The following is a 26,434-nucleotide window of genomic DNA, read 5'->3' as shown; positions in this document are numbered from 1 at the left end:
GGGCTCACAGTTTCCAAGGCACGAGTGCTTAGCCAGAAAGACATGGTGTCCAAGTACGGCCTGTCTGAAAGTGAGGCGAAAGATCTTGCCGTCGCGGTGCGGCGCGCAGCGATCGACCCTGACGTCGCACAGTTGCTTCTCGAATCCAGTAACTTCGTTTGCTGTGCATGTAAGGGTGTGAAGAGCCCTGCGTACATCATCCACCACATAGTTGAGTATGAGAAGACGCAGGACAACAGTTATACGAACCTGGCGGTTCTCTGTCCGACTGATCACGATTTGGCGCACCAAGGGGGGCTTACGCTACGCTTGACCGATGACCAGATCAGACGGGCGAAGGCTTCTTGGGAGAAGAGCGTTGAAATTGCGAATGCTCAACGAGCCGCGCAAAAGATTGACGTGAGCGATGACGCAATTGACTACGTCAATGTAAAACGTATTGAGGAACTATGCGTCCGACTGTTCAAGAAAATCCCGAACACTGATCTAACGGGCGGTCTGAAGCGCGTAGGCATACTGAAGGCTGACGGTTCATTTGACCAGAAGTATGTACAGACGAATCTCTCCGGCGGACGCTATCTCTTTGACTACATAACGCATCAAGGTAAGCACTCGACCAGCACCGTAGCGTAGATCGTTGACGACGGGAGCGCGATGCTATCGGATAGGCTCGACGCGGGCAGTAGAGGGCAACGACGACGCCACGTTCCACGGTAACAACTCGTCGATGCGGTTGATCGGATGGTCAGCGACGCGCTCAAGCACGTAGGCGAGATACGCCTCGGGATCGATGCCGTTCAAGCGCGCCGTGCCAATCAGACTATACATCGCGGCGGCACGTTCGCCACCGGAGTCGGCGCCGGCGAACAAGTAATTCCGTCTGCCGAGGGCAACGCCGCGCAGTGCTCGCTCGGCGATCAGGTTGTCGATTTCCGCACGCCCGTCGCTGCAGTAGTAGATGAGCGCCGGCCAGCGATTCAGCGCGTACTGAATCGCCTTGGTCGTGTCGGATTTTGCAGAGAGCGTGGCGAGCGTTGCTTCGAACCAGCGTTTCATGTCGTCGAGCAGCGGCACCGCTCGCGCCTGGCGCACACTGTGCCGCTCATCAGGTGGTTTGCCACGGATCTGCTCCTCAATCTTGTAGAGCGCGCCGATCCGGTGCAGCGCTTCCTCCGTTAACGCATTGGGGTGGACGGCATGTAGATCATGGATCTTTCGGCGAGCGTGGGCCATGCAGGCAGCTTCCTGGATGGTGCCGCCGCGATACAACTCGGCATAGCCGGCAAACGCATCGGCCTGCAGCACGCCGGTGAAGTCTGCAAGATGCTGCTGGGGATGCTCGCCCCGTCGATCGGGCGTGTAGGCGAACCAGACTGATGCCGGCTCTTCGGAAGCGCTCGGCCGATCATCGCGCACGTAGACCCACAGGCGTCCTGTCTTTGTGCGACCGTTGCCGGGCGCCAGCACTGGCAGCGGCGTGTCGTCCCCGTGAACCTTGCCGCCGGCTAACGTGTATAGGCGGACGGTGTTGACCACCGGTGCAAGCAGCGCCGTGATGCTCCCCATCCAATACCCCATCGCACCCGGATCGATCTCGACGCCGTCGCGCGCGTACATGACTGCCTGGCGATGCAGCGGGATGTGGTACGCGAACTTCGACACGGCGATGTGCGCGAGCAGCGCCGGACCCGGGATGCCACGATCGATCGGTCGACTCGGTGCCGCGGCCTGCACGATGCGATCGCAGCATGCGCAGGCCAGCTTCGGACGGCGGTGGCGAATCACGCGGAAGTGCGCCCGGACGTATTCGAGCTGTTCCGCGACGTCTTCGCCCAGCGGTTTGAGTTGCCCGCCGCAATCGGGGCAGTCATCATCGGCGGGCAGATGGATGCGCTCTTCGCGCTCAAGGTGATCGGGCAACGGCTTGCGCCCGACACCTTCGCGACTCGGCCGTTTCACTGCAGCAACCGCGGCCATATCGACCGAGCCTTCATCGGCCTGCAGGTCTTCCAGCCGCAATTCAAGCTGTTCGATCTGGCGATCCAGCTTCTCCGATTTTCGGCCGAACTGCATCCGGCGCAGCTTGGCAATCGTCAGCTTCAGATGTTCGATCTCGATCGCGCGCGACGAGAGCTGCTCGCGCAAGCTGGCGACCATCGCCTTCAGCGCTTCAATGTCGTCGGGGAGATCGGTGGGAGCAGCGGACATGCGGTGAGCTTACACGACGCCACCCACAAGCTCTCCACGCGTAATGAACGTTTACAATGCGCTTCGCGGGCGTACCGCATCGATCGGCTGCCGCCAATCGAAACCTTCGAGCAAGAGCGCGAGCTGAGCGGTCGTCAGCGCAACAACACCGGCATCGGCGCGCGGCCACGCGAAACGTCCTTTCTCGAGGCGCTTCGAGAGCAGGCACAGGCCACCGTCGCACCACCACAAGCACTTCAGCAAGTCGCCGCGCTTACCCCGGAACACGAACACGTGCCCGCTGTAGGGATCCTTCTCCAGCACGGTTTGCACCTTCGCGGCCAATGAGTTGAAGCCGGAACGCATGTCTGTGACGCCCGCCGCGATCCAGATTCGCGTGTTCGGCGGGATCACTTCAGACAGTCTCGCAAATACTGTTCGGCGAACTCCTGCGACACACCGCGGATACGAATACGTCGTTTGCCGACCTCGATCTCGATTTCACAGCCTGGCGGCATCGCCGGGCTCGCCGACACGTCCGGCGTTTGCGGCAGAGCGTGATGTGGGATGTCTTTCGCAGGCAGATCGACCACATCAACCGGTAGCAGCGCGATGTTTGGTACTGACGGTGCAGGTTGCGTATCGAGTAAGCTTCTTCGCCACTGCGCGACCATATTGGCGTTCAAGCCGTGCGCACGCGCTACCTCGGCAATCGAGCGATTCGGATCGTTCGCTTCGGCAGCAACCGCTTCCCGAAACTCCTTCGTGTAGTTCTTCGATCCCGGTTGTCTTCCATGCACCACTGGCTTCATCAATCTGATTCCCATTACATCTGATGGGAATCAGATTGCCGGTGCCGCGCCCTCATGAACAGACGGTACGTGTCGAGCGCTTACGCATCAAGAGACGGAGCACTACAAGCAACTGATGCAGGAGATCGCAAAAACCGTTGACTTTGTCGATTTAGACGCCGCAGCGTCTGCGGGGCGACCGCAGCTTAAGGCGACTGAAGGGGAATATGCCTTCTTCATAGGCGGCGTGTATGCGAAGAAGCCAGACTTGCCTATCACTGCTTCGACACCACCAGTAGTGATGCATTACTCCCGCAAGAATCTTCGTATCGAGTGGATTCTCGATCCGATCTTCCTGATGTCGATGTCCGCAATTGGTCGGATCGGCGGGAAAAATCGCTACATCATCTATTGTCTAGTCCGAACCGTAGACGAGCAAGATGACGGCTCTATTTTGGTGAAAGCAAGTCCACTTCTAATCGCGCAGCCCACGAAGTACGTCAATAAGATCCCCGCTATCGGCTACCAGCGGAAGTACGAGCAGTATGTTGAGGCAGAGCTGGCTGACGAGGATGACTTTGACAGCCAAGACGACGCTGGCAAAGGCTTGTGAATGAAGTACGCGCTCAGGTCGGGAAGCAAGAAGCGGTCTAATAGAACGGCAGCAGTGCTCGGACTAACGAAAAAAGCGCTCCTGCATAAGCAGGATCGGCTTCCGAATTGGTGCCCGAGGCCGGAATCGAACCGGCACGCCTTGCGGCGAGGGATTTTCTTCCCACTTCGGCTTTTGCCGCCGCCGCTTCCGAAGAAGCGGCGTTCGTGGTCTGGAGCACGCCTTCACCGTAGCGCCGCGTGTACCCACCGCCCGTACGGAACAGGCGTTCCAGCTTGCGTCGTTCAATGGAAGAGATGCCGGCCATGAGCTGCCTGCCGTGAGCTGACTGTTTCGGGGGGGGGCTGATCGGCTGCGTCTCATACCGCATTCGCCTTCTGTTGAATGGCCTGGCATTGCTGGAGGAGGGCGTCGAACGATTCGACCTCATCGAGGAACAGCCCGTCATCGACCATGTGCTGGTAGTCGGTGGCCAACTTGGCCAAGGCCCCGTCGTTGGGTACCAGGCACAGCCCGCCCGAGACCGCGGCGTGGTAGTCGATCGATGCGTTGTACGAGCTTTTTTCTGCGAAGAAGATGCTCTTGTGATCGGCCACGGCCTTCGCGAGTGCCTTGTCGGCGATCGCCGCGTCAGCGAAGCCGGCGGCGTCCAAACGCGTTACGTCGTGCCAGTGACGCGCAAAGCGCTCGCCACCACGAAAGACCCCTTGCGCGCAAAACACGTGGATCGCGGTGGCTTTTTCCCAAAAGGTCCGCTCGGCGCGCATCACCTGCGGCGTCGCCTCGAGAAATTCCACGCCTTGCAGGTGCGCGGCAGCGTCGCAGCGGACCACGCGCGGTTCGCATGGCTCTCCGGTGGAGCGCGCGCCGAATTCGAGCATGACCGCCGGCCGCACATAGCCCGTTCCTGACGCCAGCGGCGTGTAGTCGATGAACACCTTGTCGCCTTCGGCGCGGGCCTTGGCGGGCAGGCCCTGCTGCTCCAGGTCCTGCTGAAGCTGCGGGACGACGTCGGCCGTCACCCATTCAGCCAGCCGGGTGCGAATCTCCTTGGTCCATTTCTTTTCCTGGCTCTTGCTGGCAGGAAGGGGCGTGTCGGCCTTGCCGATCAGATCGCCGGCGATGGCGCGGATGTCATAGGTGAGATCCACGTCCTCGGAAAAACGACGGATGACGCCGTAGGCCTTCGACAGCGAGGTGCCGCCCTTGAATATGAGATGCGGCGCGTAGGGTGCGGCGAAGAGGTGACGGAGAACCCACACCACCCAGACATCCTTTTCCAGCAGGTGGGGAGGCCGGCCGGAAGCATCGGCCGCCTGGGCCAGGGCTTCCAGCCGTTCATCGACAGAAAGATCGAAGAACTTAGCCATGTGACACCAGCGCGCTCACTTCCTTCGCCATCCATGTCGGCAGGCGCGCACGTGCCGATGCGACTTCCTTTATCTCGGCCGGCGGCAGTTTGGTGCGTAGCGTGCGCAGCGCTTCACCCGCGCGCTCTGGCCCCAGCCAGGCCAGCGCCCGCACGACATCACCGGCAGCGCGACCAGGAAAGATCAACTGCCATACCGGCGCGTGCCGGAATTCGACGGTCTGGGCCCCCAGCTTCAAACGGCGGCTGGGGCCGGAGGTCAGGTAGACGGAGCGCACGGGCACTTGCGTGGTGAGGCCCAGCGCGTTGGCCGCCGCCGCACCATGCGACACGATGGTTTCGCCGCGTTGGTGGGCCAGTCCCTCGACCATTTTGGAGGCCGAGGGGGCGCGAGAACCGAAACGGCTCTCCACCGGAAGGACATAGATGCCACGGCCGGCGCGCAGCAGGGTGCCGCGCTGGACGAGTCGAGACAGCACCTGGTCTACCGCCGCCCGGGTTCCCAGATGGAGCAGTTCCTTGGCGACCAAGGGTGTGCCCTCCGGCAATCCGGCGGCGTGCTCCAGAACTTGTTTGGCGAGGGTTTGCATGGTGGGAATCTCCTAACTGGTAGAAGTATGGATGAATTTCTGACACTTTTCAAGGGATGGAAGCTCCCGTGCTTGCCATGGAGGCAATCATTCGCGTAGTTTTTCGTGCTAAACGAAACTTTTTGGTAGTAAAATACCGATCAGCGAAATCTGATCTTTGGAGGACGAATGGCCCAGTCGCCCGTAGACACAATCCCCGACCTTTTGCAGCGCAGCCTGCCGCGCGAGTTGGTCATGGGCATCGAGGAAGCCTTGACCGTCGGCGCCCAGCGCGCGCACGCCGCATCCAAAGGCATGGACGAAGGTCACTTGCCCCATGTCGTGGGTCAACTGCGGCATTTCCACATGAACGAGGCGTTTCATCGGGCGCTGGAGATGGGCGAGGCTTCGCCAACCGCTATTCGCGGTAACGGTATCGTCAGCGGCCGAGCCGGGGTGTTCACCCTGGCCAGGTTCAACATCCCGGACGGCTTCTGGATCAACGGCCGACGTAGCCACACGCGCCGCCAGATGTCCTATGCGAACAAGGCTATCGAGCCGTTGGTGCAACCGGAATTGTTCGATCAATACACAGCGCCCGCCGATGCGGTCGCGTTTTTCGTGGCGTGCTTCTCGGGCTCGCTGCACATCCAGCCAGAGTCGCCCGTGTCGATCCAGATTGCGGTACCGGACCGCGAGATGCGCGGCTGGCTGTTCAAGGAACCACTGAATACGTTCCTGCAGCGGTATGAACAAAAGCCGGCGGCGCAGGACGATTTGGCCAAGCCCAAGCTCAAGAAGATCAAGAAGCAGGGCAACGATGGCAGCGCGTCATGAGCCGCGGTGGTATTCAAGGTTTTGAAAGCGAGCGCCTCAGTCAGATTCTTGCCGCGAGGCGTTTGAGCCAAGCGCAACTTGCCTCGCTGGTCGGCGTGTCGCCTGCGACGGTCAGCAAATGGCGGTCGGGCAATCAGGCGCCCGAGCGGGAAACCCTGGAGCGCCTTGCCGGCGTGGTCAACGTCACGCCCGAATGGTTCACGCGCGCGCCCTCGGCCAAGGTGTCGCTGCCGCTGTTTCGCAGTAACGCGTCCGCCCACGTGGCGGCACGCGCGATGCTGGAAGCGCGCATGGAGTGGGCACAGGACGTCGCGCTCGCGTTGTCCGAGTTCGTGGACTACCCGGCGCTGAATTTGCCGACCCGGCAGTTCAAGGAGCCCGATGAGATCACGCCTGACGAGATTGAACTGGCGGCGAGCGAATGCCGCGATCTTTGGCGTATCGGTCGTACGGCGGTGCCCGACCTGGCGCTGGCCATTGAAGGCGCTGGGGTGGTCCTGATCCGCGAGGAAACGGGCATCTCGCAGATCGAGGGCCTGTCGGCATGGAGCGATGCGCTGGGGCGCCCGCTGGTCTTGCTTTCGGCCGACAAGGATAACGGCTATCGAAGCCGTTTCGACTTGGCGCACGAACTTGGCCACCTGATCCTGCATCGGTTCATTCCCCGGCCGACCGAGCGAGACCGTCATAAGCAACTGGAACAGCAAGCCCATCGCTTTGCGGGCGCATTCCTGCTGCCGGCCGAAACGTTTGCCAATGAAGTTCGCACGCCGGTGACGCTGGACGATCTTCTCTTGCTCAAACGCAGATGGGGTGTGTCCGTCGCTGCGATCGTGATGCGTTTGCGTGCGCTGAAGATTCTGGATGAAGAAGCGGCGCAGTCGCTGTTCAAACGTCGGTCCGCCCGTTGGGGCGCGAAGTCCGAGCCGGGCGACGGCGATAGGCCGCCCGAGCGGCCGCGCCTGCTGCGTCGAACGATCGATCTGCTCGTCGAGGAAAACGTGATGCCGCTTGACTCGATCCCCAGGCACATTGGCTTGGCGGCCCATGACATCGAGATGCTGGCTGGCTTATCGGAAGGGTACTTCCAGGGCAAGCCCAAGGTTGTGCAACTGGCTCGGTTACGTTCAGTGCCCAGCAGCGCGGACGCACCGATTGCCACGGACAGCAACGTCGTGCCGTTTCGATTTTCGCCGAAGCGTTGATTGGCGCGTCTATGGAGATCAGTCAAGCGATGAATGACATTGACGCAGTACTGAGCAACAAACCGATTTCACCGTCTCGGGAGATGGCGGCGTACGAGGCGTTGTGGGCGCATCAAAAAGCGACGTTCAAGACTATCGCTGACTGCTTCCGCGATAGTCCGAATGCGATGCCCTCCGAGCTGGTCTCGGAAGAGGAAATTGACACGGCGCTACGGCGGGTGCGAGACCAGATTGCGCACGCGAAGATTCACGATTTTGGTGTGCGTGTGCATGGAGCGGAAGACTACCCCGATCGGTTGCGCGATGCCGCCCATCCCGTCGAACTCTTGTACTACCGAGGCTGGTGGGATCTGATCGACTCGCCCAAGCGGATCGCCATCGTTGGCTCGCGCAGCGTCTCCGACGACGGCCTGCGCCGAACCCGCAAGTTGGTGAAGCTGCTGGTCCAAGACGGCTACACCATCGTCTCCGGTTTGGCCAAAGGCGTGGACACCGCGGCACACACGACGGCCATTGACAACGGCGGCAGCACGATCGCCGTGATCGGTACACCGATTACCGAGTACTACCCGCCCGAGAACCGGGCGCTGCAAGACCTGATTGCCGAGAAATTCTTGCTGGTGAGCCAGGTGCCGATCTGGCGCTACTCGACCCAGGACTACCGTAGCAACCGCCTGTTCTTCCCGGAACGCAATGTCACGATGTCAGCGCTCGCGCAGGCAACGGTCATCGTCGAAGCCAGCGATACGTCGGGCACCCTGGCGCAGGCACGCGCGGCCCTGCAGCAGGGTCGCAAGTTGTTCATTCTGGACAACTGCTTTCGCAATCCAAAGCTGACATGGCCGGCCAAGTTCCAAGATCAAGGGGCCATTCGCGTCACCGGCATCGACGACATCAGGGCAGCTCTTGGCTAAGCGCGTACTCAAGATCGATGCCCTGACACTTCCGGATCATCACTATCTGGACGCGCAGGACATTTGCTACTACGCAGGTGAATACACTGCGGGCGAAGGGCATGCCTACAGCGAGACCAACCAGCTGATCCTCAACTTCAAGAAGTCCATGGACAAGCGTGGAACCGCGCAGTGGCAATACAAAGAGCGCGCGATCCTGCAGGCAGCGGCAATCTTTCGTGCCGCGATCAAGGCCGACGCCGAAATCACCTTCGTCCCGATTCCGCCGTCGAAGGCGAAGAGCGATCCGCTATACGACGATCGCATGCTGCAATTGCTGCAGGCCGTCTGCAAGGGGCGTCACACCGACATCCGCGAACTGGTCGTCCAGCGCGAATCGTCGGCGGCGGCCCATCTGTCGGACACGCGCCCGACGCCCGACGAACTGGTGGCCAACTATCAACTCGACGAGAGCTTGGCCGAGCCGGCCCCCCAGACCATTTTTGTCGTGGACGACGTGCTCACCACAGGCTGCCATTTCAAGGCGGTGAAGCAAGTGCTGGAGCGGCGATTTCCCGAGGCACGCATCGTCGGGTTGTTCCTCGCGCGGCGAGCGCCCAAGTCGGTGGACTTGGATTTTGACAGCATCTAAGAACAGGACAAGGGACACCCCACATGCTGATCGTCATGACCTCTCCGGACGCCGTCCTGCGTAATGGCCAGCCCGACCCGCAACTCGCCCAGGTGTTGATCAACGCCAAGGCGGCGGGCAATCCCGTGGGCTTGATTTCCAATCATGGGGAACCGGCCTGGTTCAACGGTGCGTTTGGCACCAGCGGCGTTCAGTTCCTGCAAAGTCGAGGGCGGCAATCGGGCGAGATCGTGTCGCAGAACGCCAAGAAGTTTGCGCTCAATCCCTTCGATGCGCTGGTTCTCGCGGCAAAGGACGAAGACGTCCAGATGGGCAAGAACGGCGGTGCGATTCTCGTGGCAGCCGGATGGTCGGCAGCACCGCAGGTCGCCTCACTGGGCATTCGCGTGGACAATGCCGCGCAGCTGCAAGAGATCATCAACCTGACGGCCGGCTGGTCGGGACAGTGGTGGTATGCAGGCGACGCCGGCCGCTATCGCGTGCGTGCGCTCAGCGACTTGTCCGGCCTTGGCAAGGACGTCACGCAGCAACTGTTTGCGCAGCGGCTGACCGCCACCGTCAAAGGTGGCGGCGGGAGACTGAATGCCTTGCTGGCCGTCACCTCGCGTTCGCTGCTCATGGAAAAAGTGAACGAACTGGATGGACTGGTATGGGGCGTCTATCCGTCGTCGAAGAGTGCGAACGACGATGACGAGATCCTCAGCGATTTCACGCATCGCTTGCGGACGACGGTTTCCCGCGTTCGCTTCTCCAAGCGGGATGAGCCGCTGTTCATCCGTCACACCCCTTCGCCGAAGCGCTCGGCGGGCGGTGGCGGTGATCGAACCGATCCGACCGGCCAAATTCTGACCGTTCATCTGAACCCGTTCTACAAACAGAGCGGACGATTGGTCGGAAAGCATGTGATCGTCGTGGATGACTGCACGACCTACGGGGTGTCGTTTGGCGTTGCCGCGGCCTTCTTGCGCAAAGCCGGTGCCGCCTCAGTGACGGGTGTTGCGCTGGGGAAGTTTGGCAATCAGTTGCGTTACTACGAGATCGACATCACGACCGATCCGTATCAGCCGGTCGTCGCCGGCGGCTTCACCGTGGCCGCGCCGGGGTGGTTCCCCGGCGCCACCAGTGGCGTCGCTCAGCAGGTTTTGCTGACCTTGATCCCGTAACCAGGCTGACGGTTATGGACCTGCGGGCGCTATTCCAAAGCTATAAGCCAGCCTTGGCGCGTATCACGGTGCAGACGCCGATTGGCGATTTGAGTACCGGCACCGCCTTCCACATTGGTGAAGGCTGGCTTGTCACGGCGGCCCATGTGCTGCGCGATGGTGTCGTGCAGGAAGTGGTGTCCGAGTATGCGTCAGTGCCATTGACCGTGCAGTCGGTGATCTTCAACAAGGACGATCGCATCGATCTGGCCTTGATGAAGACCGATCTGGATCTGTCGCACTACCTGCATATGACGACGATTCATGGCTCACCGAAAGGCTTTGTACAAACGGACCATATCGAGATCGGTGGGCATCTGGATGACTGGATCGGCGACGAGTTAGTGCTATCGAAAGTGCTACTCATGGGATATCCGCCGATTCCGTTTTCGCAGCACGCTGTGCTCCTGGCGTCGGAAGGAGAGGTCAACGCGGTGGTGGACAAATACAGTGGACCGCACCCGCATTTCATTGTCTCGTGTCCTGCCAGGGGCGGTTTTAGCGGCGGCCCCGTATTGAGTGAATATGGCTTTTTGCTGGGGGTGCTTGTCGAAGCGCTCGTGATGGACGGCAAGGACGCGGAGACTGGTTATTCCAGCGCCGTCTCGATTGAGCCGCTACTGGTCATGTTGCACGAAAACGGCATCTATCCTGGCAAGAACCGCCAGATTGTCGAAGCGCTTATTGGTGGGATCGACAACGGCTTCGGGAAGCCGTCCTGGCGGATGCGCAGGATGTGGTTCATCGAGAAATCAATCCTAAAAATTCGGATGCTGATCCGACAACACAAGAGGATGTGACGGCTTATGGGACGACAGCTGCAGCTCAATTTCACGCCGTTGCGGGTGCGCGGCGATGCCATTCGGCTGCAGACCTTGCCGTTCAAGGACGCGCAGCAATTCCGGGAATTGCGTGACGAGCACCGCGCGCACTACGCCGTCACCCGTCGCTCGGATCAGATCGTGGCGCTGCCGCTTGCATTGGGCGCTACGCCTATTGGCGAAGAGAAGGTTGTTTCGGTAGTTGAGAACGCTTCGCTCATTCGTCCGCTGCTCGAACAACGTCTCGTGACGTTGCTCAGTTCCAATCGACGACTGGTGGCGCGCTATAACCCGATTACCACGGTTGGTCGCACCTTGCCGACGGGCTTCACCGAAGCCGACCGGCATCTTCATCTGCAGTCGCGCGTCTTGATCGCGATTCGCTCGCTAAAGCTGCCGGACGCAGAACCACTCGGTCTTTTGTGGGACATTGAGATACAGAAGACCTGCGCAACCAGTCTTGCCGTCTTGCATGGGCGAGGCGTTCGGCTGGAAGGGTTGACGGTCGAGCGCCTGGTGCCGGTCGAAGATGTGCGCATGCTGCCTTATCGCCGGCTGGTGGGCCGAGTCGGGGCCATCACGGACGGCCACGCGCGCCTGTCCGAGCGGTTTCAGAATGTGGAGGAGTTGCTTCCACTCGACGAGCTGTACCTGGAGGCCTCACCTGAGAATCTTCGGCACCTGCTGCAACACGTCACGCGGAACACGTCGGGCAGGGTGCAGGGCAAGATCGATGAGATCGTGTTCGAGAACAGCAGAGGGCGTGCGCGTATGGAGCACATTGCCCGCATTTCGGACTGGCTCCGCGGCCTCGGCGAGATCGAGCTGCAAGAAGGTCTCAGCGTTGGCATCGGCAACCTGCTGAGCGAGAAAGACGCGCAGAACTTCCCCCGTTTCACCGAGGGCACGACGCCGACCTATGTTTTCGACGCCGGCACGCTCAAGTCGGAGTCGCGGGCAGCGGTTGGTCTAAGCAAGTTCGGCCCCTACAGCCGGCACGTCTTCACGCCCACACGACCGAATGTCTGCGTGATCTGCGACCGCGCGCGGCGTGGTCAATTTGAACTGTTCCTTCGGAAGTTTCGGGACGGCCTGTCGGTTGACGGCAAGTCATTGCCATTCGGTCGAGGGTTTCTCGGCATCTACGGACTGCAGGACATCAACCTGACGTTCGTGGAGGCGGATGCGTTCACGGCCGACGCCTACCATGCGGCTGCTTCCAAAGCAGTCCGGATGGGCGCCGAGGGTATGCCCTGGCATCTGGCCTTGGTGCAGACCGAGCGGGATTCACGCCAGTTGGCGCCGCAGAAGAATCCGTATCTGGTGGCCAAGGCGGCGTTTCTCTCCAACCAGATCCCCACGCAGTTCGTAGCGTTCGAGACGTTCTCGATGGCACCGGCCAGTCTCGCCTACACCCTCAGCAATCTCGCCCTTGCGGTCTATGCCAAGCTCGGCGGCATTCCTTGGCTGATCAAGTCGGACAAGGGCATCGCACACGAGGTGGTCATCGGCCTGGGCAGCGCCGCGATTGGCGAATCCCGCTTTTCCAGGAAAGAAAGAATTGTCGGCATTACCAGCGTCTTTCGCGGCGACGGCGGCTATCTGCTGTCGAATCTGTCGAACGCCGTTCCCATGTCGAAGTACGGCGAGGCCCTGACCGAATCATTGCAGGCAACTCTTCTGCGCGTGCGCAACGAGATGAACTGGATCAAGGGCGATTCGGTACGTGTGATCGTTCATGCGTTCAAGCCGATGCGCAATACGGAGGTCGAATCGGTCAAGGCAGCGTTGAAGGAGTTCTCTGAGTTCGATCTGCAGTTCGCCTTCCTGCACGTCAAACAGGACCATCCGTATCTGCTGTTTGACGATGATTCCATCGGGACCAAGGGTAGGGGAGAGAAGACGCCGGTTCGAGGCCTCTTTGCGGAAGTCGGGCACAACGAGACGTTGTTGACGTTGACGGGGCCCCAGCAGCTCAAGCGCCCGACGGATGGTTTACCCAAACCGCTACTGCTAAGCCTGCATCGCGATTCGACGTTCACGGACATCATCTATCTCACCAAGCAGGTGTATTGGTTTTCGAACCATTCCTGGCGTAGCTTCCTGCCGGCGGCGATGCCGGTCACCATCTACTACTCCGACCTTGTCGCGGGCCTCTTAGGGCGGCTTGATCGTTTGGGTAGCCGGTGGAGTCCGAGTGTGATGCTCGGCAAGATCGGCACAACGCGGTGGTTTCTATGAGCGCCGGCAATCCGATGCTGCAGGAGGCGCTGCGTGCAGTAGCGGGCCAGGCCGAGACACTGACGACTGCGGGCCCGCTGTCGATCGCCTTTTATCACTGGGTGCTCGCCGAAGGGTTGTCCACCCAGCAGAGCGCCGCGATGGCGCGGGAGCTGTGCGAAGAGATTTCCGGCGGTGGCCGGTCGATTCATGCCGTGGCGGCTTTGGGGTTCCTGCTAAGCATCGATCCGACGTTGAGTGACGAATGCCGCGATTCATTTGCGCAGGGCGTGGACTGGTTGACGGGGCGTAGTGGCGATTCCCAAACGGCTCTCGTTAGCCTGATGCAGCCGTTAGCACATACCGGCGTTCTGGTGGGTTTGTTGGCCACAGCCGATGATGTGCGGTGGCCGAAATTCGGAGCATGGTTCGCGACGCTCTATGCAAAGCTGCAGCCGCTGTTGCCGGCGGAAGCCGGCTGGCGCCATGAACTGCTGTCCATGATCAAGACGCGGGCCGAGGTGGGATTGAACGGCGAACTGACGGTGGTGCCCGCCACCGCGGGCGCGGCTATCTACGTCGCACGTCGCTTGGCAGATGCTTCGCCGGCGGTCGATAACGACTTTGCGTCGCAATTGCTTGGCCGCATCAAATCGGTTGTCTATGACGACCCCGAACAGGCGGCCTTGGACCTGGCAGCGTTTCACTACCTCGCCCAGGGCGCGGCACAGATCGATCTGCGCGCACCGAACCTAGACGATGTCGGACTGCTACTTCGCCGGCTCCCATCCGGGTTGCGTCGGTGGACCTGGGACGAACAGAAGAAGACACCGAACTCGACCGCGCAAAAGTGGGCGGTTGAAAACGAATACCACTTTCAGAATCTTCTGTGCGCGGTGCTTGCGCCAGTGTTGCCCGATCTGCGTGATGAAGAGTGGCTTGCGTCGGTGGGGCAAAAGAAGCCGCGGGCAGACTTGGTAGTCCTGTCGCTGCACCTGGTGATCGAGGTCAAGTATTGGCGAAACAACAGCACGCCGCAGGACCTGATTTCGCAGATTGGTGAAGACGTGAGCCTTTACCTGAAGCGTGGCAGCCCTTATCGCAAAGTGCTTCCGATCATCTGGGACCAAGGACGACGCACCGAGCAATACGACCTGCTTATTGCGGGACTCAGTGAGATTCGCGATGTGGTCAGCCCGGTCGTTATCGCTCAACCGGCGTTTATGGTTTGAGCAGTGCCCAACACAAAGCCAATGAAATTGCATGAAGAGAGGATACCAAAATGAGTAGTTCGAACTGCCCACTTGAGGAGGGTGATCGCATTGATCACAAGCTCTTCGGATTCGGAACCGTCGTGGGCGCACCTGTTCGCATGGTGGGCTCTGACCTTCGAAGCACCAGTGGCGTCCGCGACGCCGGCTGGAGCGTTCCGGTCAAATGGGACGACCCGACGCGGACCGCCGGAGCCGTCATGCATCAGGCGCTACGCAAAGTGTCATCACCTGACTCACGGCCCTTCGGCCACTGGGATCGGCAGTGGCAGCCTTTGCTGCAGGCTTGGCTGACCGCTCGACGTGACGTTGAACAGCTGTCGTCAAGCTTTCGGCCCGTACCCGAGCCTGATGCTTTGACACGAATCCAGGACGTTGAGCGAAAAGCCTTCGAAGCGATGCAGCGCTTTTGGGACGCCGAGCAATCGGGGGAGCATCCCTAGACGCGCTCCAAGTCTCAGCTGCCGGATGGTGCTCGCCTGCGTGCGCTTACGTCGGCTGACGGTTGGGAATTTCTCCGGTATCCTGCAAGTCGATTGATGATGAGCCGATGCCGCGCAAACCCGCGCCATCTCGATGAAGGGGCTTCTAGCGGTAATGGCAATGGCTCTGATTTAGCCGATGCGGTGATGAAGAGGGGGCGATACTTACAAGCCAGCTTTGAGTTTATCGAGATGATCAGCCCAATGCTGCATCATGCTGCGTCGTTCAGGTAAGTATTCGGCATGAACGTAGGCTGCTGTTACCTGATTGCGCTCCGCATGCGCGAGCTGACGATCTACGACGTCCCGGCTGTACCCTAGTTCACGTAACATCGTGGCGGCGAGTCCACGGAAGCCATGTCCTGTCATGCGCGATTTGTAGCCCATGCGGTAAAGCGCGAATAACATGGTGTTGTTCGAGATCGGTGCACGGCCATGTACGCTATAGAACACGTGTGGCCGGTCGCCATTGATCTGCCGGAGTTGCTCTAACACCACCAGCGATTGCCGTGACAGCGGGACAATATGTGGGTCCCGCATCTTCATTCTCTCGGGCGGGACTCGCCACTCTGCTGCAGCCTCGTCGAACTCGGCCCATTGAGCGCGAATCATTTCCTTCGTGCGGACAAAGGTAAGGGCCATTAATTCTAGCGCCAGCCGGGTAACTGGCTCACCTGGGTACGCGGCGATGTCGCGCATGAGCTGTGGGATCTCCAACGGCTTGACCCTGGCCATGTGCTGCACGCCCGGCCCCTTTTTTAAGATCGTTTCCGCATCGATGTCAGCAGACGGGTTGCGGGTGCAACGGCCAGTCATGATGGCGTACTGGAATACGGCGCGCGAACGCTGCAACAGTCGCTTGGCGGTTTCCCGGACGCCCCGTGCTTCGATTGCGCGGATGATCTCCAGCATTTCCGGCGCTTCGATGCTGGAGATGGGGCGTGAGCCGATCTTCGGGAATGCATCGATCTCCAGCGAGTGGATGACTTTCTCAGCGTAGGTCTCGGTCCATCCTGCGCGCTGATTGTCGAACCACTCGCGCGCAACTGCCTCGAACGAACTAGCGGCTGCGATGCGCGCCGTTCGTTTGACTTCTCTCTTTGCTTCATTGGGATCGATACCCGCCGCAAGCTTTTCCCGAGCCTCGTCCCGCTTTTTGCGTGCGACTGCTAGTGAAACGTCCGGGTACACGCCGAGTGCCAGCAACTTTTCCTTGCCGTTGACGCGATATTTGAGCCGCCAGTAGCGCTGACCGGCCGGGGTAACGAGCAGGAACATTCCGCCGCCGTCGAACAACTTCACAGGCTTGTCGCCAGCTTTCGCGTTCTTGACGGCTTTGTCGGTCAAGGGCATGGGGGTATCCCTCCAAGGGGTATCTTGGATACCCCGAGAGATACCCCCAAATACCCCCGGCTGTCGCAGTACGTCATGGGACGTATACGGAATTGAAAAACCCGGTGAGCCTTATGCTATCACGGGTTTGTCGGAATTCTGGGGATCACATGAGATGGAAGATTGGTCCCCCCGACAGGGTTCGATTGTCGAAAAGCCGGGGTTTTATTCTGGGTCGACTGTAGGGCGGATTCTCAATCCTAGCAAGGGTTCCAGCCAAATACCAAGGAAAACTTGGGGGGGTCCCGCGAAGGCAATGTAGCACCTCGGGGGGCGCAATTGTTGCACCCGTTTGCCACGAATTCCCACATGAAGCCGCGCATCTGACAAGGTCCCATCGTATGGGTGCGAGGCAGGGAATCGAATCCGGACCCGGGCCCCACCCCAAGTCACCCCTTTGGGAAGCACAGCCCCCCTGTTCTGCGGAGCTCCCCGGTGGTCTATAGGGGGTACCTTGCGGAAGCATTAACCAAAAAATTCCAGACGGGAACTCCCACTCACAAGGTCGAACAACAACAACGGCGGCGAAGGCTTTACCGAGATTTTTGAAAGGCTTCAAAACCGTCGCACGGGGGGTACCACGGTCTCGCTCCCTCATCTTCCAGTCGCAGCGCCGACCGGCGCAGATAAATTTCCCCGCATCCAGAAATGTCGAACTCATCCAAATGCTAGGATGACTAGGGAGGTGAGCCCCTCGATTAACGTGCTGCGAAAACGGTGAAAACCTCTAGTAGGCGATACCGTGCCACGACGGACAAAACTGTACAAAACCATGTTGTACAGAAGCGCGAATAGACGTTGGGAAGAGCAGACCGCAGACGCTACTAAGTACCCCCAAAGATATTTCAATCCGAAACCCTGCCGCTGCTGTAGCACAGTGTTCACGCCGAAGGCTCCGAGCAACCTCTATTGTTCGCAAGAGTGCTCTGACCATGCGTGGACCTCTGCGTACCTCAGGCGTACCTACGGAATTGACTACGATCACTACCTGTCGATGCTTGCGGAGCAGAAGGGAGTCTGCGCGTTGTGTAGCGGCGAGGGATTTGTCATGGCGGGGCACCACAAGCTGAAGTTGGTGGTTGACCATTGCCACAAGACAGGCCGCATACGTGGGCTTCTGTGTCACAACTGCAACCGTGCCCTGGGGCTTCTGCAGGACGACGTCGGCGTGCTACGGAAGGCTATTGGCTATCTGAAAGGCGTAGAGACTACCTCGAAAGGGCGTCGGCCCAAGCGGGCCAAAGCGCAGCGCCCGCGCTGAATCGCGAAGTGAGCTGACGACGCAGAGTCGGAGTCGGAGTCGTAATGGACTTTGCATCTACCAGGGGCAAGCCCGCAAGGGCGCGTCAGGTCGTAGGCAGAGCGTCGCGAGGAGCCGGGGTGGTCAAGCCGGAACCGTGACGTAGCGCGGGCTGTCCACGGCAGCTAGGCGGTGGCAGCGAGCTCGTCTACGGGCGGTTGTGAGTGGACCACTTTCAGTCCTCTATCTAATTCGGTCCGCCTCTTTCGTCGCGAAACCCCAAGCGGGCCGAGCCTTATCTATAGCAAGATGCCACGCTGTAATCCGTGCGCCACGCCGCCCTCCCACGATTTTGTCAAAAAATCGCGGACTTCATTAAACAAGTGAACGATAACATCCGGATAAACGGGATTTTTTACATAACCATCTCTGTACCGAAACTCCCGATCAGTATTCCTCTGTTTGCGCAGAACGTAGATTTGGTCAATCTTAAATTTCCTCAGATTAACCGCTTCCGTTAGCTTGAGCCACTCTGCCACGACAATGTACAGTGCATTGGGGTTGCGATGCTTAATGATTTCTGATGCCGTCGAGGCATCTTGGAGCATCGTTTTATCCAGATAGGTTTTGCACTCCACCGCAACAGCCGGTAGATCCCACGTGTTCCATTCTTGTTGCGGTTGGCCTGAGGCGCGAAAGGTTGCTTCTATGTGAACGCCGATCGCAAAATCGTGGTCCTTCCGCTCCACGAGAACTGTGGGCGTGGTCAGCATATCTTGATAGCTATTTGCTGTAAAAAACAAATCCTTAAAGGTGTGAGACTTCCCAATCATTGCGGAATTGGAAATTGACGCAACAAGATCCTTGAAGAGGTAGTACATAAACTCCTCGAGAACTGAGGAGTGTAAATTCGAGCGAGAATCGAATTTCTCGGCGTAATGCTGTTGGTCAATGAAGTCTTTATAATCATTGAACAGCGCGACGCGTTGGGCAATTATATCGTTATCGGCATCGGTCTTATCCCGAGAGGGACCGACCAATGCAAAGTTGGCCGCTTTCCAGGCATCATACCTGGTGCGAATCTCCCCGAGAAAGCGGCGGGACTCCTCATCACGATACTTCGTTAAGTGATTCTCTTTCTGTTCGAGGTTGTTTCCGTGAACGTGCATTGACTGCCTCTTCGTATTCCTTCAGGTGAGATAGAAGATTTTTTGCCACCGCCCGCGCCAGCAGCGGGGGGACAGCATTCCCTATCTGATTATACTGGCAAAGGAATTTTTCCTCCTCACGACCTTCCCGCGCCAGTAGTTTGTGACTAACAACGGTCGGCTTCCCCAAAAATCGAAAATTATCAGGGAAGGATTGAATTCTTGCACCTTCCCGCGCAGTGAAATTCCGATGCTGATAGGGATGGACGAAATTAGCGTAAAACGATGCGGGCACCGTGTGACAAGGACGATGCGGATACATCCGTCGATTGTTTTGGTCAAATGCCGACGTCGCAATTTCAGTGCTGTTTCGCTTTCTCGGTTTCAGGTGTTCTGGAACATCGTTGCCAGATTGCCCCCATTCCATATGAGAAAAACGTTCAACCATTCGTGGCGTATGGTTCATCGCCTTATGATTGAACAAGGTCTTGCAGTCCTGGCGAAGCATCCGTTGGTATTCGGTCTGCGGTGGCGAGGTATATTCCAACTCTTCGCCTCCTTCGCTCGCACGCAGCTCCGGAAGGTCAGATATTGCATCCCAGAGCGTCGGACATTGGGGAAGGCTACCACTAAAGAGGTCTCCCTCGGCCACGCTAGTGGGCAAAGAATGCGTTGGGTCGGGAAAGGGCTGCGCAAGTGGAATTGAAGAAGCAATTACAAACAAGCGCGAACGAATCTGCGGCACGCCAAAATCAGTGGCCTGCAAAACTTTCGAGTAAACGTGATAACCCAACTCACTCAGCGATTCGGTAATAATGTCAATTACACGCTTTCCGTCATTGGTTTTTGCTGCGAGCAGATTGGGCACATTCTCCATCACCATGAAGGTAGGAGAGAATATCCGCCCGACCCGCACGAAATCCTGAAATAGTGAGTTTCTTGGGTCTTTGGGGTCACCAGCATTTCGATTGGCAATCGAGAACCCTTGGCAGGGCGGCCCGCCGATGACGATGTCAGGGTTGACGCCGCCGAAAGTGGAGGCAAATTCATCGTCCGACACCTTCGAAATGTCCGCTCGCATGACCACAGCGTCCGGGTGATTGTGCTTGAAGGTGTCAGTTGCCCACGAGTCCATTTCGACGGCCCCGACCACCTCGCAACCAGCCATCTCAAAACCCAAGCTGAAGCCACCAGCCCCTGCGAATGTGTCTAGGACGCGGAGCTTGGCGTTGGGGCGGGATTTCGTCATTCTGGTTCCGTTACGTGTCGAATTTGAGGGGCAATTATCCTTGATTCGCCGCGTGCATGCGACTCCCATTCTCAAGGGGACAGAGCAAACCGTCGATGAACATTTTTGAGGGGTGCGACGCCGCTGGCTCGCCTCCTAAAACGCTTGGTGCGTCGTCTGGTCCACTACGGCCGGTCGCACTCTTGTCTATTTCTCGCGCTATTCGTTCAAGCGCCTTGTACGCGTCGAGTGCTCTGTCGCAACTTGTTAGTTCTGACAGGCCCTTAAAAGCATGCGCCATGGTATGTCAAAACTCCTGTTGCGAAATTATGATGGTGCTGTCATAATCGGATCCAACATATGACAGAGGTAGCAGACCAGAGACCATGGCACGCATCGCTTATTTCCGCGTCTCCACGCGAGACCAAAGCATCGAATCCCAACGCGCTGCGCTGGGCGGGCCGTTCGACAAGGAGTTCTCGGATAACGGTGTGAGCGGTACGGTCGCAGCGATGGAACGCCCGGGGTTTAAGGCGTGCGCCGACTATCTCCGCGAGGGCGATACGCTCCATGTGTACGCGGTCGACCGCCTGGGCCGTGATTCGATTGACGTACAGACCACGGTTCGCGATCTCCGCGCCAAGGGCGTGATTGTCGATGTGCATGGCCTGGGTCCGATTGCCGGGGACGCTGGAGAGCTTGTGTTGACCCTTCTGGCCCAGCTTGCCCAGATGGAGCGCAACCGCATCATTGCTCGCACGGACGCAGGCCGGGAGACCGCCAAACAGGCGCTTGCGGCCACTGGGAAGACTCACAGGGGCAAGGCCAGCCTTGGTCGCCCAGTCCAGCACGACGCGGAGGCCATTGCGGCGCGTTCGTGGGAGCTAGGCAGCATCGCTAAGGCTGCGGAGGAGCTGGGGGTTAGCGAAGCCACCGTCAGCCGCGCCCGTCGACAGTTCCCGAGAGGCGCTAGCCTCGCCTGAAGACCGCTTAAATCAACCCGGGGCCGCAGAGGCCCCCCACACACCACCACCAACCAAAGAAGCAAGAACGAACGGACACGAACCTTTTCACCATCATTGACGCGGCAGCAGCAGGCTGCGAGAGCGAAGATATTTGCTATGTGATTGACGCGGGGAATGAGGCCGAGTGGTCGGAAGACATCGCATATGTGATTGAGGACTAGCAGCGACGGAGAAGCGTCAAGCTTCGACAAGCGAAGCGGGCGAATGCCCGTGAAGACCAGCGAACACCTAGCGACCCTTCGGGGCCGTTTTGCATTGGGCAGTGCGCCCGCCTGGTAATGCTGGTGGTAATACTTATTGTGGTTTCCGTACGACACTTTTCGACATTCAGTCGGCTATTCGTTGACATTTTCCAAAAGGCCGCACTAGATAAACTATCTAATGCAACCGCATATGAATCAGTTACGTGGGACCCAAAGGCGAATCACGGGCGACCCCGGATGCACAAGTGCCCCCCGCTGCAACGCTATCCCGCAAAAAAAATATCCTCGCCAGTAACTATTCCCTAGCACCTCGTACGCATCGTATCGTTGAGCCCTTGACGGGACGGCGGCCTTACGGCAACCACCTGTTTTTATGACTTTAATCCGACCACGATCACCGATACCAAAGCCGGTTAATCATTTAGGATACCTAGGAGATTTATGCGGCGACAGGGAAGCGCGAACAAGAATGGCGACAATGACGAAGAAAGCAATAGCGGCAGCAGCGCGTGAGCGCGGGGACGACCAATTCATCGGCCATTGCAAGGCTTGCGGAACCGAGACCCCGCATCACACGAGCGACGCCAAGTGCATAGCCTGCAAGTACGAGCGACACAAGCGGTGGCGAGCAACTCCCGAGGGGCGCGAGATATCCAACAGGAGCAACCGTGCGTCAGAGGCGCGTGCCCGCGCTACCCCTGAGGGGCAGGCAAGACGAAAGGCGTACAGGCGCACGGCCCACGTCAAACTGTACCAGGACCCGGAGCGCGTCGAAGCCCTCAACGCCAGGAACCGGGAGGCCTACGCGACCCGACCGCACCTGCGAGGATATGCCCGAGAGGAGGCAGCGGCGAAAGCCTGGAAAGCTGCCGCAGAGGCCACGGCATTCCCCGCTAGCTACCCGGGCGAACGCGAAGCCTTGCGCAAGCTGTACGCCGAGTGCCCAGCAGGTTTTGAAATTGACCACGTAACCCCGAAGAAAGCGAAGAATTTCCAGGGTAAATGGGTCGCCGTCGGCCTGCTTACGGTGAGCAACGTGCAAGCGATCCCGAAAGCGCTGAATCGCGAGAAGCGATCCTACTTCGATCCCGACAACTTCCGCGAGCAGCGCCCTGCCAACGCATTCCCCGGAGGCGCTTGGGACCCTGAGTTGACTGAGCAGGAGTGGGCGCGGGTCGAATTGCTCGTTCGTCGGTATGGGCATGGCCGAGACGCGACCGTCAAGGAGACCCAAGCCCAGATTGCCCGCCAGCACACGATCTACATCCAAACCACCGCAGCCTAACCACAACCCCGAGACAGGTCCAGGTCATTTGCTCTGCCTCGGGATCGACCACCGCTGGTGGCAACTCCCGAGCTTCCCTAACTCTCACCTTACTCAACCCTGTTTTGTTTATTCCGTTGTCGTCACCCTTATAGGACCAGCCCTGCGTACCTTGGGTACTCCGGTGTCTTCCGTTGGTCTGGTAGGGGGTTACCAGAATTACGTGGAATCTACCCCCTTATGAGGGTGAGGTGAGCAACGCACGCACAAATCACTCACCGTCCATCACCTTTTACAAACATGCAAAGCACATCCTTCGATCTCGACACGATCCAGAAAGCCCGGGCGCAGACCGATGAATTCCTGCGGAACTTGACAGACACCGCAGCAGCGCAAGGGGTTGCCCTGGTAGCACGGGGATCCGTGGTCCCAGTAAGCCAGTTCCCGGACTGGCCGACCAAGCTGGCCGAGGCGCTATGCGAAGACCCATCGCTCGCAGAGAAATCCAACGCGGAGCTGGTCTCCGTCATCGAAACCCGGAGCGGGAAAAGCGGTTTCAATCCGAAACTCCTATCGAAAACTCTCAGCAACCTCCAACGCTCCTATGCATCCGACGTCCTGCTCCGGTACGGATACGCATCCACGTCACTGGTAAAGGGAACGGATATTAAGCGTATCGTCCGAGACCGTGTCCGTGTCGACACCCCGGAGGCATTGGAGGCCGTGACGACCGAGGTTAAGACGACGTTCTTCGCGGACGGCATCTCTATCGATGGTCGCAACTACCAATATCGGCAACGGCAGACCACCCCAGCGGGAAACCCTTGGTATGACTTCTGTATCCGAATCGGGGGCAGCGACACACCCCTACGCACGGTGTTGGTCCTACGGGGAGTGGGTATCGGAGAGTTTCGTAACAAGGACGAAGCCGCGATAGCAGCGGCAACGCCTAAGCAGGCGCAACGGCGAAAGGAGCTGGACCGGGAGCCGCAGCAGCACCGAGGGGTCCCGAGGTTCTAAACGGCTTACATGAGATGTCCGAGGCTACTCCGGGCGACTTCGTACCTCAGCGAACTCCGCCGGAGTGCCTCACAACGATGCCTAATCGCTTTTGTTTTCCAAATTCCTTAGAGCATTAGGGATGAGCGTTTCGCTGAACCCTGCAGCCGCACACACGGTCATTAAGGCGATGAAGGGGTTGTCGGATTTCATAAGAAATGAAAACAATATCCCACTTTTTATTAGCATATATGTAAATATGCCGCAGAGGCCCGCCAGCATGATGCGCTGTGCTCCATATATTAGGTAGGAGTGGGGCTTCAGCTCTCGTTCAAATTGAATATCCCGAAAATTAATGCTTACCGAAAGTAAGCCACCGCAACCAGAGAAGGTTGCTGCATAAAGAAGCGATTTCAGCGCGGAGATGTGGGCCACAAATTGACTCTGCCTGAAGTAATATGCGACCAACGAGGCAAGCAGCGCACCACACAACAAGCCAAGAGCGCCTGATAGATACAAGAGACGGCCGACTAGGATGGATTGATATTCATTTGTAACCTGCTCAGTTATCTTTCCGAATATTTCCTTTGCTTTCTCTATATCGCCTCGAATGGCCGTTGAGACTGCATTGGCGGCGCGATGCTTTACAGATTTATCATGAACGCCTTTATATAAGATTGAGCGAAAATCAACCAACTCGCTCTTGATGGCTTCAAATCTCTTAATGAGGCCAGCCGGATCGGACTCGATCTCGGTGTCTACAATGACTCTGAATGACTCCGGTTCGCTAACGCCAGAAATCTCGTAGATGACATATTCGTCACCTCTGGAGTAGATGTTTGAGATTGTATTTCCGGAAATATCTTTGCCGCCAACAATTATTTTCTCTAATCGCGATCTCTGCTCAATTTTGTATTTTTCTTTTGCTGCGCTTTCTGATTTTAATTCGGTATCCGCTTTTGCATTGATCTCCTCTTTTATTTCAACCCCCGCTTTTTCTGCGATTTCCACATTGCTCATGTTTATTTCTGCTGATTCCATGTTTGCTACGGGTAAAGTGTGGTGTGCCTTTGAATAATATCAAAGCGTGGCGGTCTTCCCCACATACTCCGCCAGCATCTCGAGCGGATAACCCTCGCGGTAGCGTACCACCCGTGCCGGGGGTTTTGTGGCCTTATTCGATCCATTGGTACATGACAGACACCGAGGCCCCGCTGTGCGCCCGCATGGCCAGTTCTCCGGCCCGGTAATCGACCACCACCGAGGCGAATAGCTCGCGCAACGCGGTATTGACGGTCGAGACCGCGCCGCCATCAATCGCTTCACGGAGTTCCCCAAGGCGTGCCGCGAGGCGTGAATTGGGCAGCGCTACGCATGGACTGGTGCTATAGCTTTCGCGAGCCACTCCGCCCGTACTTCCAGCGGGTAGCCTTCTCCGTAGTTCGCGCCCATGCCTGGGGTCTTGTGGCCGATTATCTGGTCTCGGATCGTCGCGGGGCAACCAACGGCGCGGAGCAGGTCTTCCATGCCGTGACGGAGCGAATGGTTCCCCAACTTGGTTTCGGTCAAGCCCTCCCGACCGCGAATCCACTTGACCAGCGACGCACTCACCGAGTCGGCCTTGCACCGGTCGGCACTGGTGTACGCCGGGAACAGGAAAGGAGAGTTGCCAGCGAGCCGCAGCGCTACCTGTACGGCCTCCAGGGCCCGAGGCGTCAGCGGGACCTGCCGCACCGACACCAGCCCGGTCTTAAACGACCGCCACGGATGTATACATAGGTCCAAGTGGGGGACCGCAGCACTCAGTCGCACGTCAGCAGCAGCTAGACCGACAATCTCAGCCAATCTGGCACCGGTCTCGGCTACCAGCGTCAGAATGCAGCGGAGCTGATCGGGGCCTTTCGTGGCCGTGTGGTTGTCGATAGCGCGGTAGAGGTGCCGATACTGGTCGACGGTGAATGTCTCCCGCTTCTCCACGTCCGTGCCCGCCTTAGGAATCTCGACATTGGAGAACACGTTGTCGCCGCCTAACTCATTTTCCCGGATTGCCAGATTAAACGCGGCTGTGAGCGTTCGTAGGTAGCGCTCAACGGTAGTGGTGCGTATCGGTTTTCCAGCCCTGGAATGCTTACCAGCGAGCAACCACGCCACGAATGCATTTACATCTGACCGTCTGATGCTCCGCGTATCGCGGCCCTCAACACTCGCGGCAGGCATACCCGAGCGTTCCCCGAGGAAAGCGACGAGGTAGCCAAAGACCAGTCGGGCGTCCGTTTCCGTATCCGGACGGGCCTTGATGTACTGGTCGAGGCAGTCGGCAAGGGTGACCTTGAGGCGTCCTTGCACCATCTGGAAAGCGGCAGCGTGGACCGGCGACAGGTATTGGTCTAGTTGTCGGCCGTTCGTGACGTGCTCGCTCTCCAGGACCGACCGAGGGACCTGTGCCTCTAAGAGGTCCTCAAAGGCCCACAGGGCTCCCTCGGGGGTTTCTTCAAGGTTGGCCGGGTCGATGCCGTACCGCACTAGCAATTCCCGAGCTTCCTGTAGATCCCCCGTCCGAGTGGGATTGCGCAAGCGCTCCCAATCTTCGTCAGTCTCCTTGACCAACTTGGCGACCTTTGGCGCTGCGACCCGTGGGTCGGAAGTCTGTAACGAGACCACGTAGTGCGCTTTACCCGCGTACTTGGATCCAGCAGGGAGCAACGGCTTGATGTCGTCAGGGATCCGGCGCTTGAAGAGCAGCAGGGAGCTACCCGTCTTGGGCCGAGTGTATTTGAGCTTCACGGAGACGATAGAGGAGAGACGCAGCAAGGACATGTAGTA

The 26,434-nt window shown here is 58.7% G+C and carries 26 protein-coding genes; 15 read left to right on the top strand and 11 right to left on the bottom strand.

Translation table 11 applies throughout. The features are described 5' to 3' along the window. On the top strand, positions 1–633 hold a 633-nt coding region (locus U4Y91_RS29320), incomplete at its 5' end, for an HNH endonuclease signature motif containing protein (RefSeq protein ID WP_321807992.1). Between the two features lie 24 nt (positions 634–657). On the opposite strand, the gene tnpC is transcribed toward U4Y91_RS29320, so the two are convergent. The 3 genes from tnpC to U4Y91_RS29305 are packed head-to-tail and all read right to left on the bottom strand — an operon-like array spanning position 658 to position 2,999. After that, entirely contained in the window at positions 658–2,208 is a 1,551-nt protein-coding gene (gene tnpC / locus U4Y91_RS29315; RefSeq protein ID WP_321807991.1) for an IS66 family transposase, read from the bottom strand. 51 nt (positions 2,209–2,259) lie between these two features. Beyond that, positions 2,260–2,601: an IS66 family insertion sequence element accessory protein TnpB gene (gene tnpB / locus U4Y91_RS29310; protein ID WP_036047966.1), complete on the bottom strand. Its 342-nt coding sequence runs from the start codon at positions 2,599–2,601 to the stop codon at positions 2,260–2,262. Next, on the bottom strand, positions 2,598–2,999 hold the full coding sequence (locus tag U4Y91_RS29305; protein ID WP_211145382.1) for a transposase: 402 nt from the start codon (positions 2,997–2,999) through the stop codon (positions 2,598–2,600). Before U4Y91_RS29305 ends, tnpB begins: the two co-directional genes overlap by 4 nt. Positions 3,000–3,114: 115 nt before the next feature. On the opposite strand from U4Y91_RS29305, the gene U4Y91_RS29300 reads away from it, so the two are divergent. Beyond that, the gene (locus U4Y91_RS29300; RefSeq protein ID WP_321807990.1) at positions 3,115–3,591 is read left to right on the top strand and encodes a hypothetical protein; all 477 of its coding nucleotides are present in this window, start codon (positions 3,115–3,117) and stop codon (positions 3,589–3,591) included. A gap of 37 nt (positions 3,592–3,628) precedes the next feature. On the opposite strand, the gene U4Y91_RS29295 is transcribed toward U4Y91_RS29300, so the two are convergent. From U4Y91_RS29295 to U4Y91_RS29285, 3 genes are read right to left on the bottom strand one after another with little or no spacing between them, the layout of a single operon-like run. After that, entirely contained in the window at positions 3,629–3,898 is a 270-nt protein-coding gene (locus tag U4Y91_RS29295; protein ID WP_321807989.1) for a hypothetical protein, read from the bottom strand. A 52-nt stretch (positions 3,899–3,950) separates the two neighbouring features. After that, entirely contained in the window at positions 3,951–4,961 is a 1,011-nt protein-coding gene (locus tag U4Y91_RS29290) for a nucleotidyl transferase AbiEii/AbiGii toxin family protein (RefSeq protein WP_321807988.1), read from the bottom strand. After that, a complete protein-coding gene (locus U4Y91_RS29285; protein WP_036039681.1) occupies positions 4,954–5,550 on the bottom strand; it encodes a DUF6088 family protein in 597 nt (198 codons plus the stop codon). The genes U4Y91_RS29290 and U4Y91_RS29285 overlap by 8 nt, the downstream gene beginning before the upstream one ends. A gap of 168 nt (positions 5,551–5,718) precedes the next feature. Here U4Y91_RS29285 and U4Y91_RS29280 point away from each other — a divergent pair, with 168 nt between their 5' ends. From U4Y91_RS29280 to U4Y91_RS29240, 9 genes are read left to right on the top strand one after another with little or no spacing between them, the layout of a single operon-like run. Continuing rightward, a complete protein-coding gene (locus U4Y91_RS29280; protein ID WP_321807987.1) occupies positions 5,719–6,366 on the top strand; it encodes an alpha/beta hydrolase in 648 nt (215 codons plus the stop codon). Next, positions 6,363–7,571, top strand: a complete 1,209-nt coding sequence (locus U4Y91_RS29275) for an XRE family transcriptional regulator (RefSeq protein ID WP_036039677.1) — start codon at positions 6,363–6,365, stop codon at positions 7,569–7,571. The genes U4Y91_RS29280 and U4Y91_RS29275 overlap by 4 nt, the downstream gene beginning before the upstream one ends. Positions 7,572–7,600: 29 nt before the next feature. After that, positions 7,601–8,485, top strand: a complete 885-nt coding sequence (locus U4Y91_RS29270) for a DNA-processing protein DprA (protein WP_036039961.1) — start codon at positions 7,601–7,603, stop codon at positions 8,483–8,485. After that, positions 8,478–9,116: a hypothetical protein gene (locus tag U4Y91_RS29265; RefSeq protein ID WP_107338214.1), complete on the top strand. Its 639-nt coding sequence runs from the start codon at positions 8,478–8,480 to the stop codon at positions 9,114–9,116. The genes U4Y91_RS29270 and U4Y91_RS29265 overlap by 8 nt, the downstream gene beginning before the upstream one ends. A 23-nt stretch (positions 9,117–9,139) precedes the next feature. Beyond that, complete coding sequence (locus U4Y91_RS29260) at positions 9,140–10,279, top strand: phosphoribosyltransferase (protein WP_107338213.1); 1,140 nt, start codon at positions 9,140–9,142, stop codon at positions 10,277–10,279. Positions 10,280–10,293: 14 nt separating this feature from the next. Further along, positions 10,294–11,118, top strand: coding sequence for a S1 family peptidase (locus U4Y91_RS29255; RefSeq protein WP_107338212.1), 825 nt, complete (start codon positions 10,294–10,296; stop codon positions 11,116–11,118). A 6-nt stretch (positions 11,119–11,124) separates the two neighbouring features. Beyond that, positions 11,125–13,380, top strand: a complete 2,256-nt coding sequence (locus U4Y91_RS29250) for an argonaute/piwi family protein (protein ID WP_321807986.1) — start codon at positions 11,125–11,127, stop codon at positions 13,378–13,380. Further along, entirely contained in the window at positions 13,377–14,591 is a 1,215-nt protein-coding gene (locus tag U4Y91_RS29245; RefSeq protein WP_321807985.1) for a hypothetical protein, read from the top strand. Before U4Y91_RS29250 ends, U4Y91_RS29245 begins: the two co-directional genes overlap by 4 nt. A gap of 50 nt (positions 14,592–14,641) precedes the next feature. Then, positions 14,642–15,073 carry a hypothetical protein gene (locus tag U4Y91_RS29240; RefSeq protein WP_107338209.1) on the top strand — a complete coding sequence of 144 codons (432 nt, stop codon included), beginning with the start codon at positions 14,642–14,644 and terminating at the stop codon, positions 15,071–15,073. A 204-nt stretch (positions 15,074–15,277) separates the two neighbouring features. On the opposite strand, the gene U4Y91_RS29235 is transcribed toward U4Y91_RS29240, so the two are convergent. Further along, on the bottom strand, positions 15,278–16,465 hold the full coding sequence (locus U4Y91_RS29235; protein WP_321807984.1) for a tyrosine-type recombinase/integrase: 1,188 nt from the start codon (positions 16,463–16,465) through the stop codon (positions 15,278–15,280). Between the two features lie 811 nt (positions 16,466–17,276). On the opposite strand from U4Y91_RS29235, the gene U4Y91_RS36830 reads away from it, so the two are divergent. Then, a complete protein-coding gene (locus tag U4Y91_RS36830) occupies positions 17,277–17,765 on the top strand; it encodes an endonuclease VII domain-containing protein (RefSeq protein WP_415750510.1) in 489 nt (162 codons plus the stop codon). A gap of 278 nt (positions 17,766–18,043) precedes the next feature. Here U4Y91_RS36830 and U4Y91_RS29230 read toward each other — a convergent pair whose 3' ends face one another. Together U4Y91_RS29230 and U4Y91_RS29225 are read right to left on the bottom strand one after the other, a co-directional pair. Then, on the bottom strand, positions 18,044–18,913 hold the full coding sequence (locus tag U4Y91_RS29230) for a Bpu10I family restriction endonuclease (protein WP_321807983.1): 870 nt from the start codon (positions 18,911–18,913) through the stop codon (positions 18,044–18,046). Then, positions 18,855–20,141 carry a DNA cytosine methyltransferase gene (locus U4Y91_RS29225; protein WP_321807982.1) on the bottom strand — a complete coding sequence of 429 codons (1,287 nt, stop codon included), beginning with the start codon at positions 20,139–20,141 and terminating at the stop codon, positions 18,855–18,857. Before U4Y91_RS29225 ends, U4Y91_RS29230 begins: the two co-directional genes overlap by 59 nt. A 365-nt stretch (positions 20,142–20,506) precedes the next feature. On the opposite strand from U4Y91_RS29225, the gene U4Y91_RS29220 reads away from it, so the two are divergent. The 3 genes from U4Y91_RS29220 to U4Y91_RS29210 all read left to right on the top strand — a co-directional run bounded on the left by U4Y91_RS29220 (position 20,507) and on the right by U4Y91_RS29210 (position 23,632). Beyond that, entirely contained in the window at positions 20,507–21,103 is a 597-nt protein-coding gene (locus U4Y91_RS29220) for a recombinase family protein (protein ID WP_321807981.1), read from the top strand. Between the two features lie 1,164 nt (positions 21,104–22,267). After that, complete coding sequence (locus U4Y91_RS29215) at positions 22,268–22,633, top strand: hypothetical protein (protein WP_321807980.1); 366 nt, start codon at positions 22,268–22,270, stop codon at positions 22,631–22,633. A 279-nt stretch (positions 22,634–22,912) separates the two neighbouring features. After that, positions 22,913–23,632: a hypothetical protein gene (locus tag U4Y91_RS29210; RefSeq protein WP_321807979.1), complete on the top strand. Its 720-nt coding sequence runs from the start codon at positions 22,913–22,915 to the stop codon at positions 23,630–23,632. Positions 23,633–23,713: 81 nt separating this feature from the next. Here U4Y91_RS29210 and U4Y91_RS29205 read toward each other — a convergent pair whose 3' ends face one another. After that, complete coding sequence (locus tag U4Y91_RS29205; protein ID WP_321807978.1) at positions 23,714–24,631, bottom strand: hypothetical protein; 918 nt, start codon at positions 24,629–24,631, stop codon at positions 23,714–23,716. Between the two features lie 348 nt (positions 24,632–24,979). Next, complete coding sequence (locus U4Y91_RS29200) at positions 24,980–26,428, bottom strand: tyrosine-type recombinase/integrase (protein WP_321807977.1); 1,449 nt, start codon at positions 26,426–26,428, stop codon at positions 24,980–24,982. Between the last annotated feature and the right edge of the window lie 6 nt (positions 26,429–26,434).

The sequence above is a fragment of the Burkholderia sp. BCC1993 genome, assembly GCF_905339865.1.
GTDB lineage: Bacteria > Pseudomonadota > Gammaproteobacteria > Burkholderiales > Burkholderiaceae > Burkholderia.
The sequence above is the reverse complement of the archived record's forward strand: the minus strand, read 5'-3'. Positions and strand labels throughout refer to the sequence as shown.

Bases quoted from the DNA above. Each gene is read 5' to 3' on its own strand.
- U4Y91_RS29200 (WP_321807977.1), bottom strand. From the start codon at position 26,428: ATGTCCTTGCTGCGTCTCTCCTCTATCGTCTCCGTGAAGCTCAAATAC.
- U4Y91_RS29205 (WP_321807978.1), bottom strand. From the start codon at position 24,631: ATGAGCAATGTGGAAATCGCAGAAAAAGCGGGGGTTGAAATAAAAGAG.
- U4Y91_RS29285 (WP_036039681.1), bottom strand. From the start codon at position 5,550: ATGCAAACCCTCGCCAAACAAGTTCTGGAGCACGCCGCCGGATTGCCG.
- U4Y91_RS29300 (WP_321807990.1), top strand. From the start codon at position 3,115: ATGCAGGAGATCGCAAAAACCGTTGACTTTGTCGATTTAGACGCCGCA.
- U4Y91_RS29290 (WP_321807988.1), bottom strand. From the start codon at position 4,961: ATGGCTAAGTTCTTCGATCTTTCTGTCGATGAACGGCTGGAAGCCCTG.
- U4Y91_RS29260 (WP_107338213.1), top strand. From the start codon at position 9,140: ATGCTGATCGTCATGACCTCTCCGGACGCCGTCCTGCGTAATGGCCAG.
- U4Y91_RS29240 (WP_107338209.1), top strand. From the start codon at position 14,642: ATGAGTAGTTCGAACTGCCCACTTGAGGAGGGTGATCGCATTGATCAC.
- tnpC (WP_321807991.1), bottom strand. From the start codon at position 2,208: ATGTCCGCTGCTCCCACCGATCTCCCCGACGACATTGAAGCGCTGAAG.
- U4Y91_RS29305 (WP_211145382.1), bottom strand. From the start codon at position 2,999: ATGAAGCCAGTGGTGCATGGAAGACAACCGGGATCGAAGAACTACACG.
- U4Y91_RS29225 (WP_321807982.1), bottom strand. From the start codon at position 20,141: ATGACGAAATCCCGCCCCAACGCCAAGCTCCGCGTCCTAGACACATTC.
- U4Y91_RS29235 (WP_321807984.1), bottom strand. From the start codon at position 16,465: ATGCCCTTGACCGACAAAGCCGTCAAGAACGCGAAAGCTGGCGACAAG.
- U4Y91_RS29295 (WP_321807989.1), bottom strand. From the start codon at position 3,898: ATGGCCGGCATCTCTTCCATTGAACGACGCAAGCTGGAACGCCTGTTC.
- U4Y91_RS29275 (WP_036039677.1), top strand. From the start codon at position 6,363: ATGAGCCGCGGTGGTATTCAAGGTTTTGAAAGCGAGCGCCTCAGTCAG.
- U4Y91_RS29230 (WP_321807983.1), bottom strand. From the start codon at position 18,913: ATGCACGTTCACGGAAACAACCTCGAACAGAAAGAGAATCACTTAACG.
- U4Y91_RS29280 (WP_321807987.1), top strand. From the start codon at position 5,719: ATGGCCCAGTCGCCCGTAGACACAATCCCCGACCTTTTGCAGCGCAGC.
- U4Y91_RS29220 (WP_321807981.1), top strand. From the start codon at position 20,507: ATGGCACGCATCGCTTATTTCCGCGTCTCCACGCGAGACCAAAGCATC.
- U4Y91_RS29250 (WP_321807986.1), top strand. From the start codon at position 11,125: ATGGGACGACAGCTGCAGCTCAATTTCACGCCGTTGCGGGTGCGCGGC.
- U4Y91_RS29270 (WP_036039961.1), top strand. From the start codon at position 7,601: ATGAATGACATTGACGCAGTACTGAGCAACAAACCGATTTCACCGTCT.
- U4Y91_RS29210 (WP_321807979.1), top strand. From the start codon at position 22,913: ATGCAAAGCACATCCTTCGATCTCGACACGATCCAGAAAGCCCGGGCG.
- U4Y91_RS36830 (WP_415750510.1), top strand. From the start codon at position 17,277: ATGTTGTACAGAAGCGCGAATAGACGTTGGGAAGAGCAGACCGCAGAC.
- U4Y91_RS29245 (WP_321807985.1), top strand. From the start codon at position 13,377: ATGAGCGCCGGCAATCCGATGCTGCAGGAGGCGCTGCGTGCAGTAGCG.
- U4Y91_RS29255 (WP_107338212.1), top strand. From the start codon at position 10,294: ATGGACCTGCGGGCGCTATTCCAAAGCTATAAGCCAGCCTTGGCGCGT.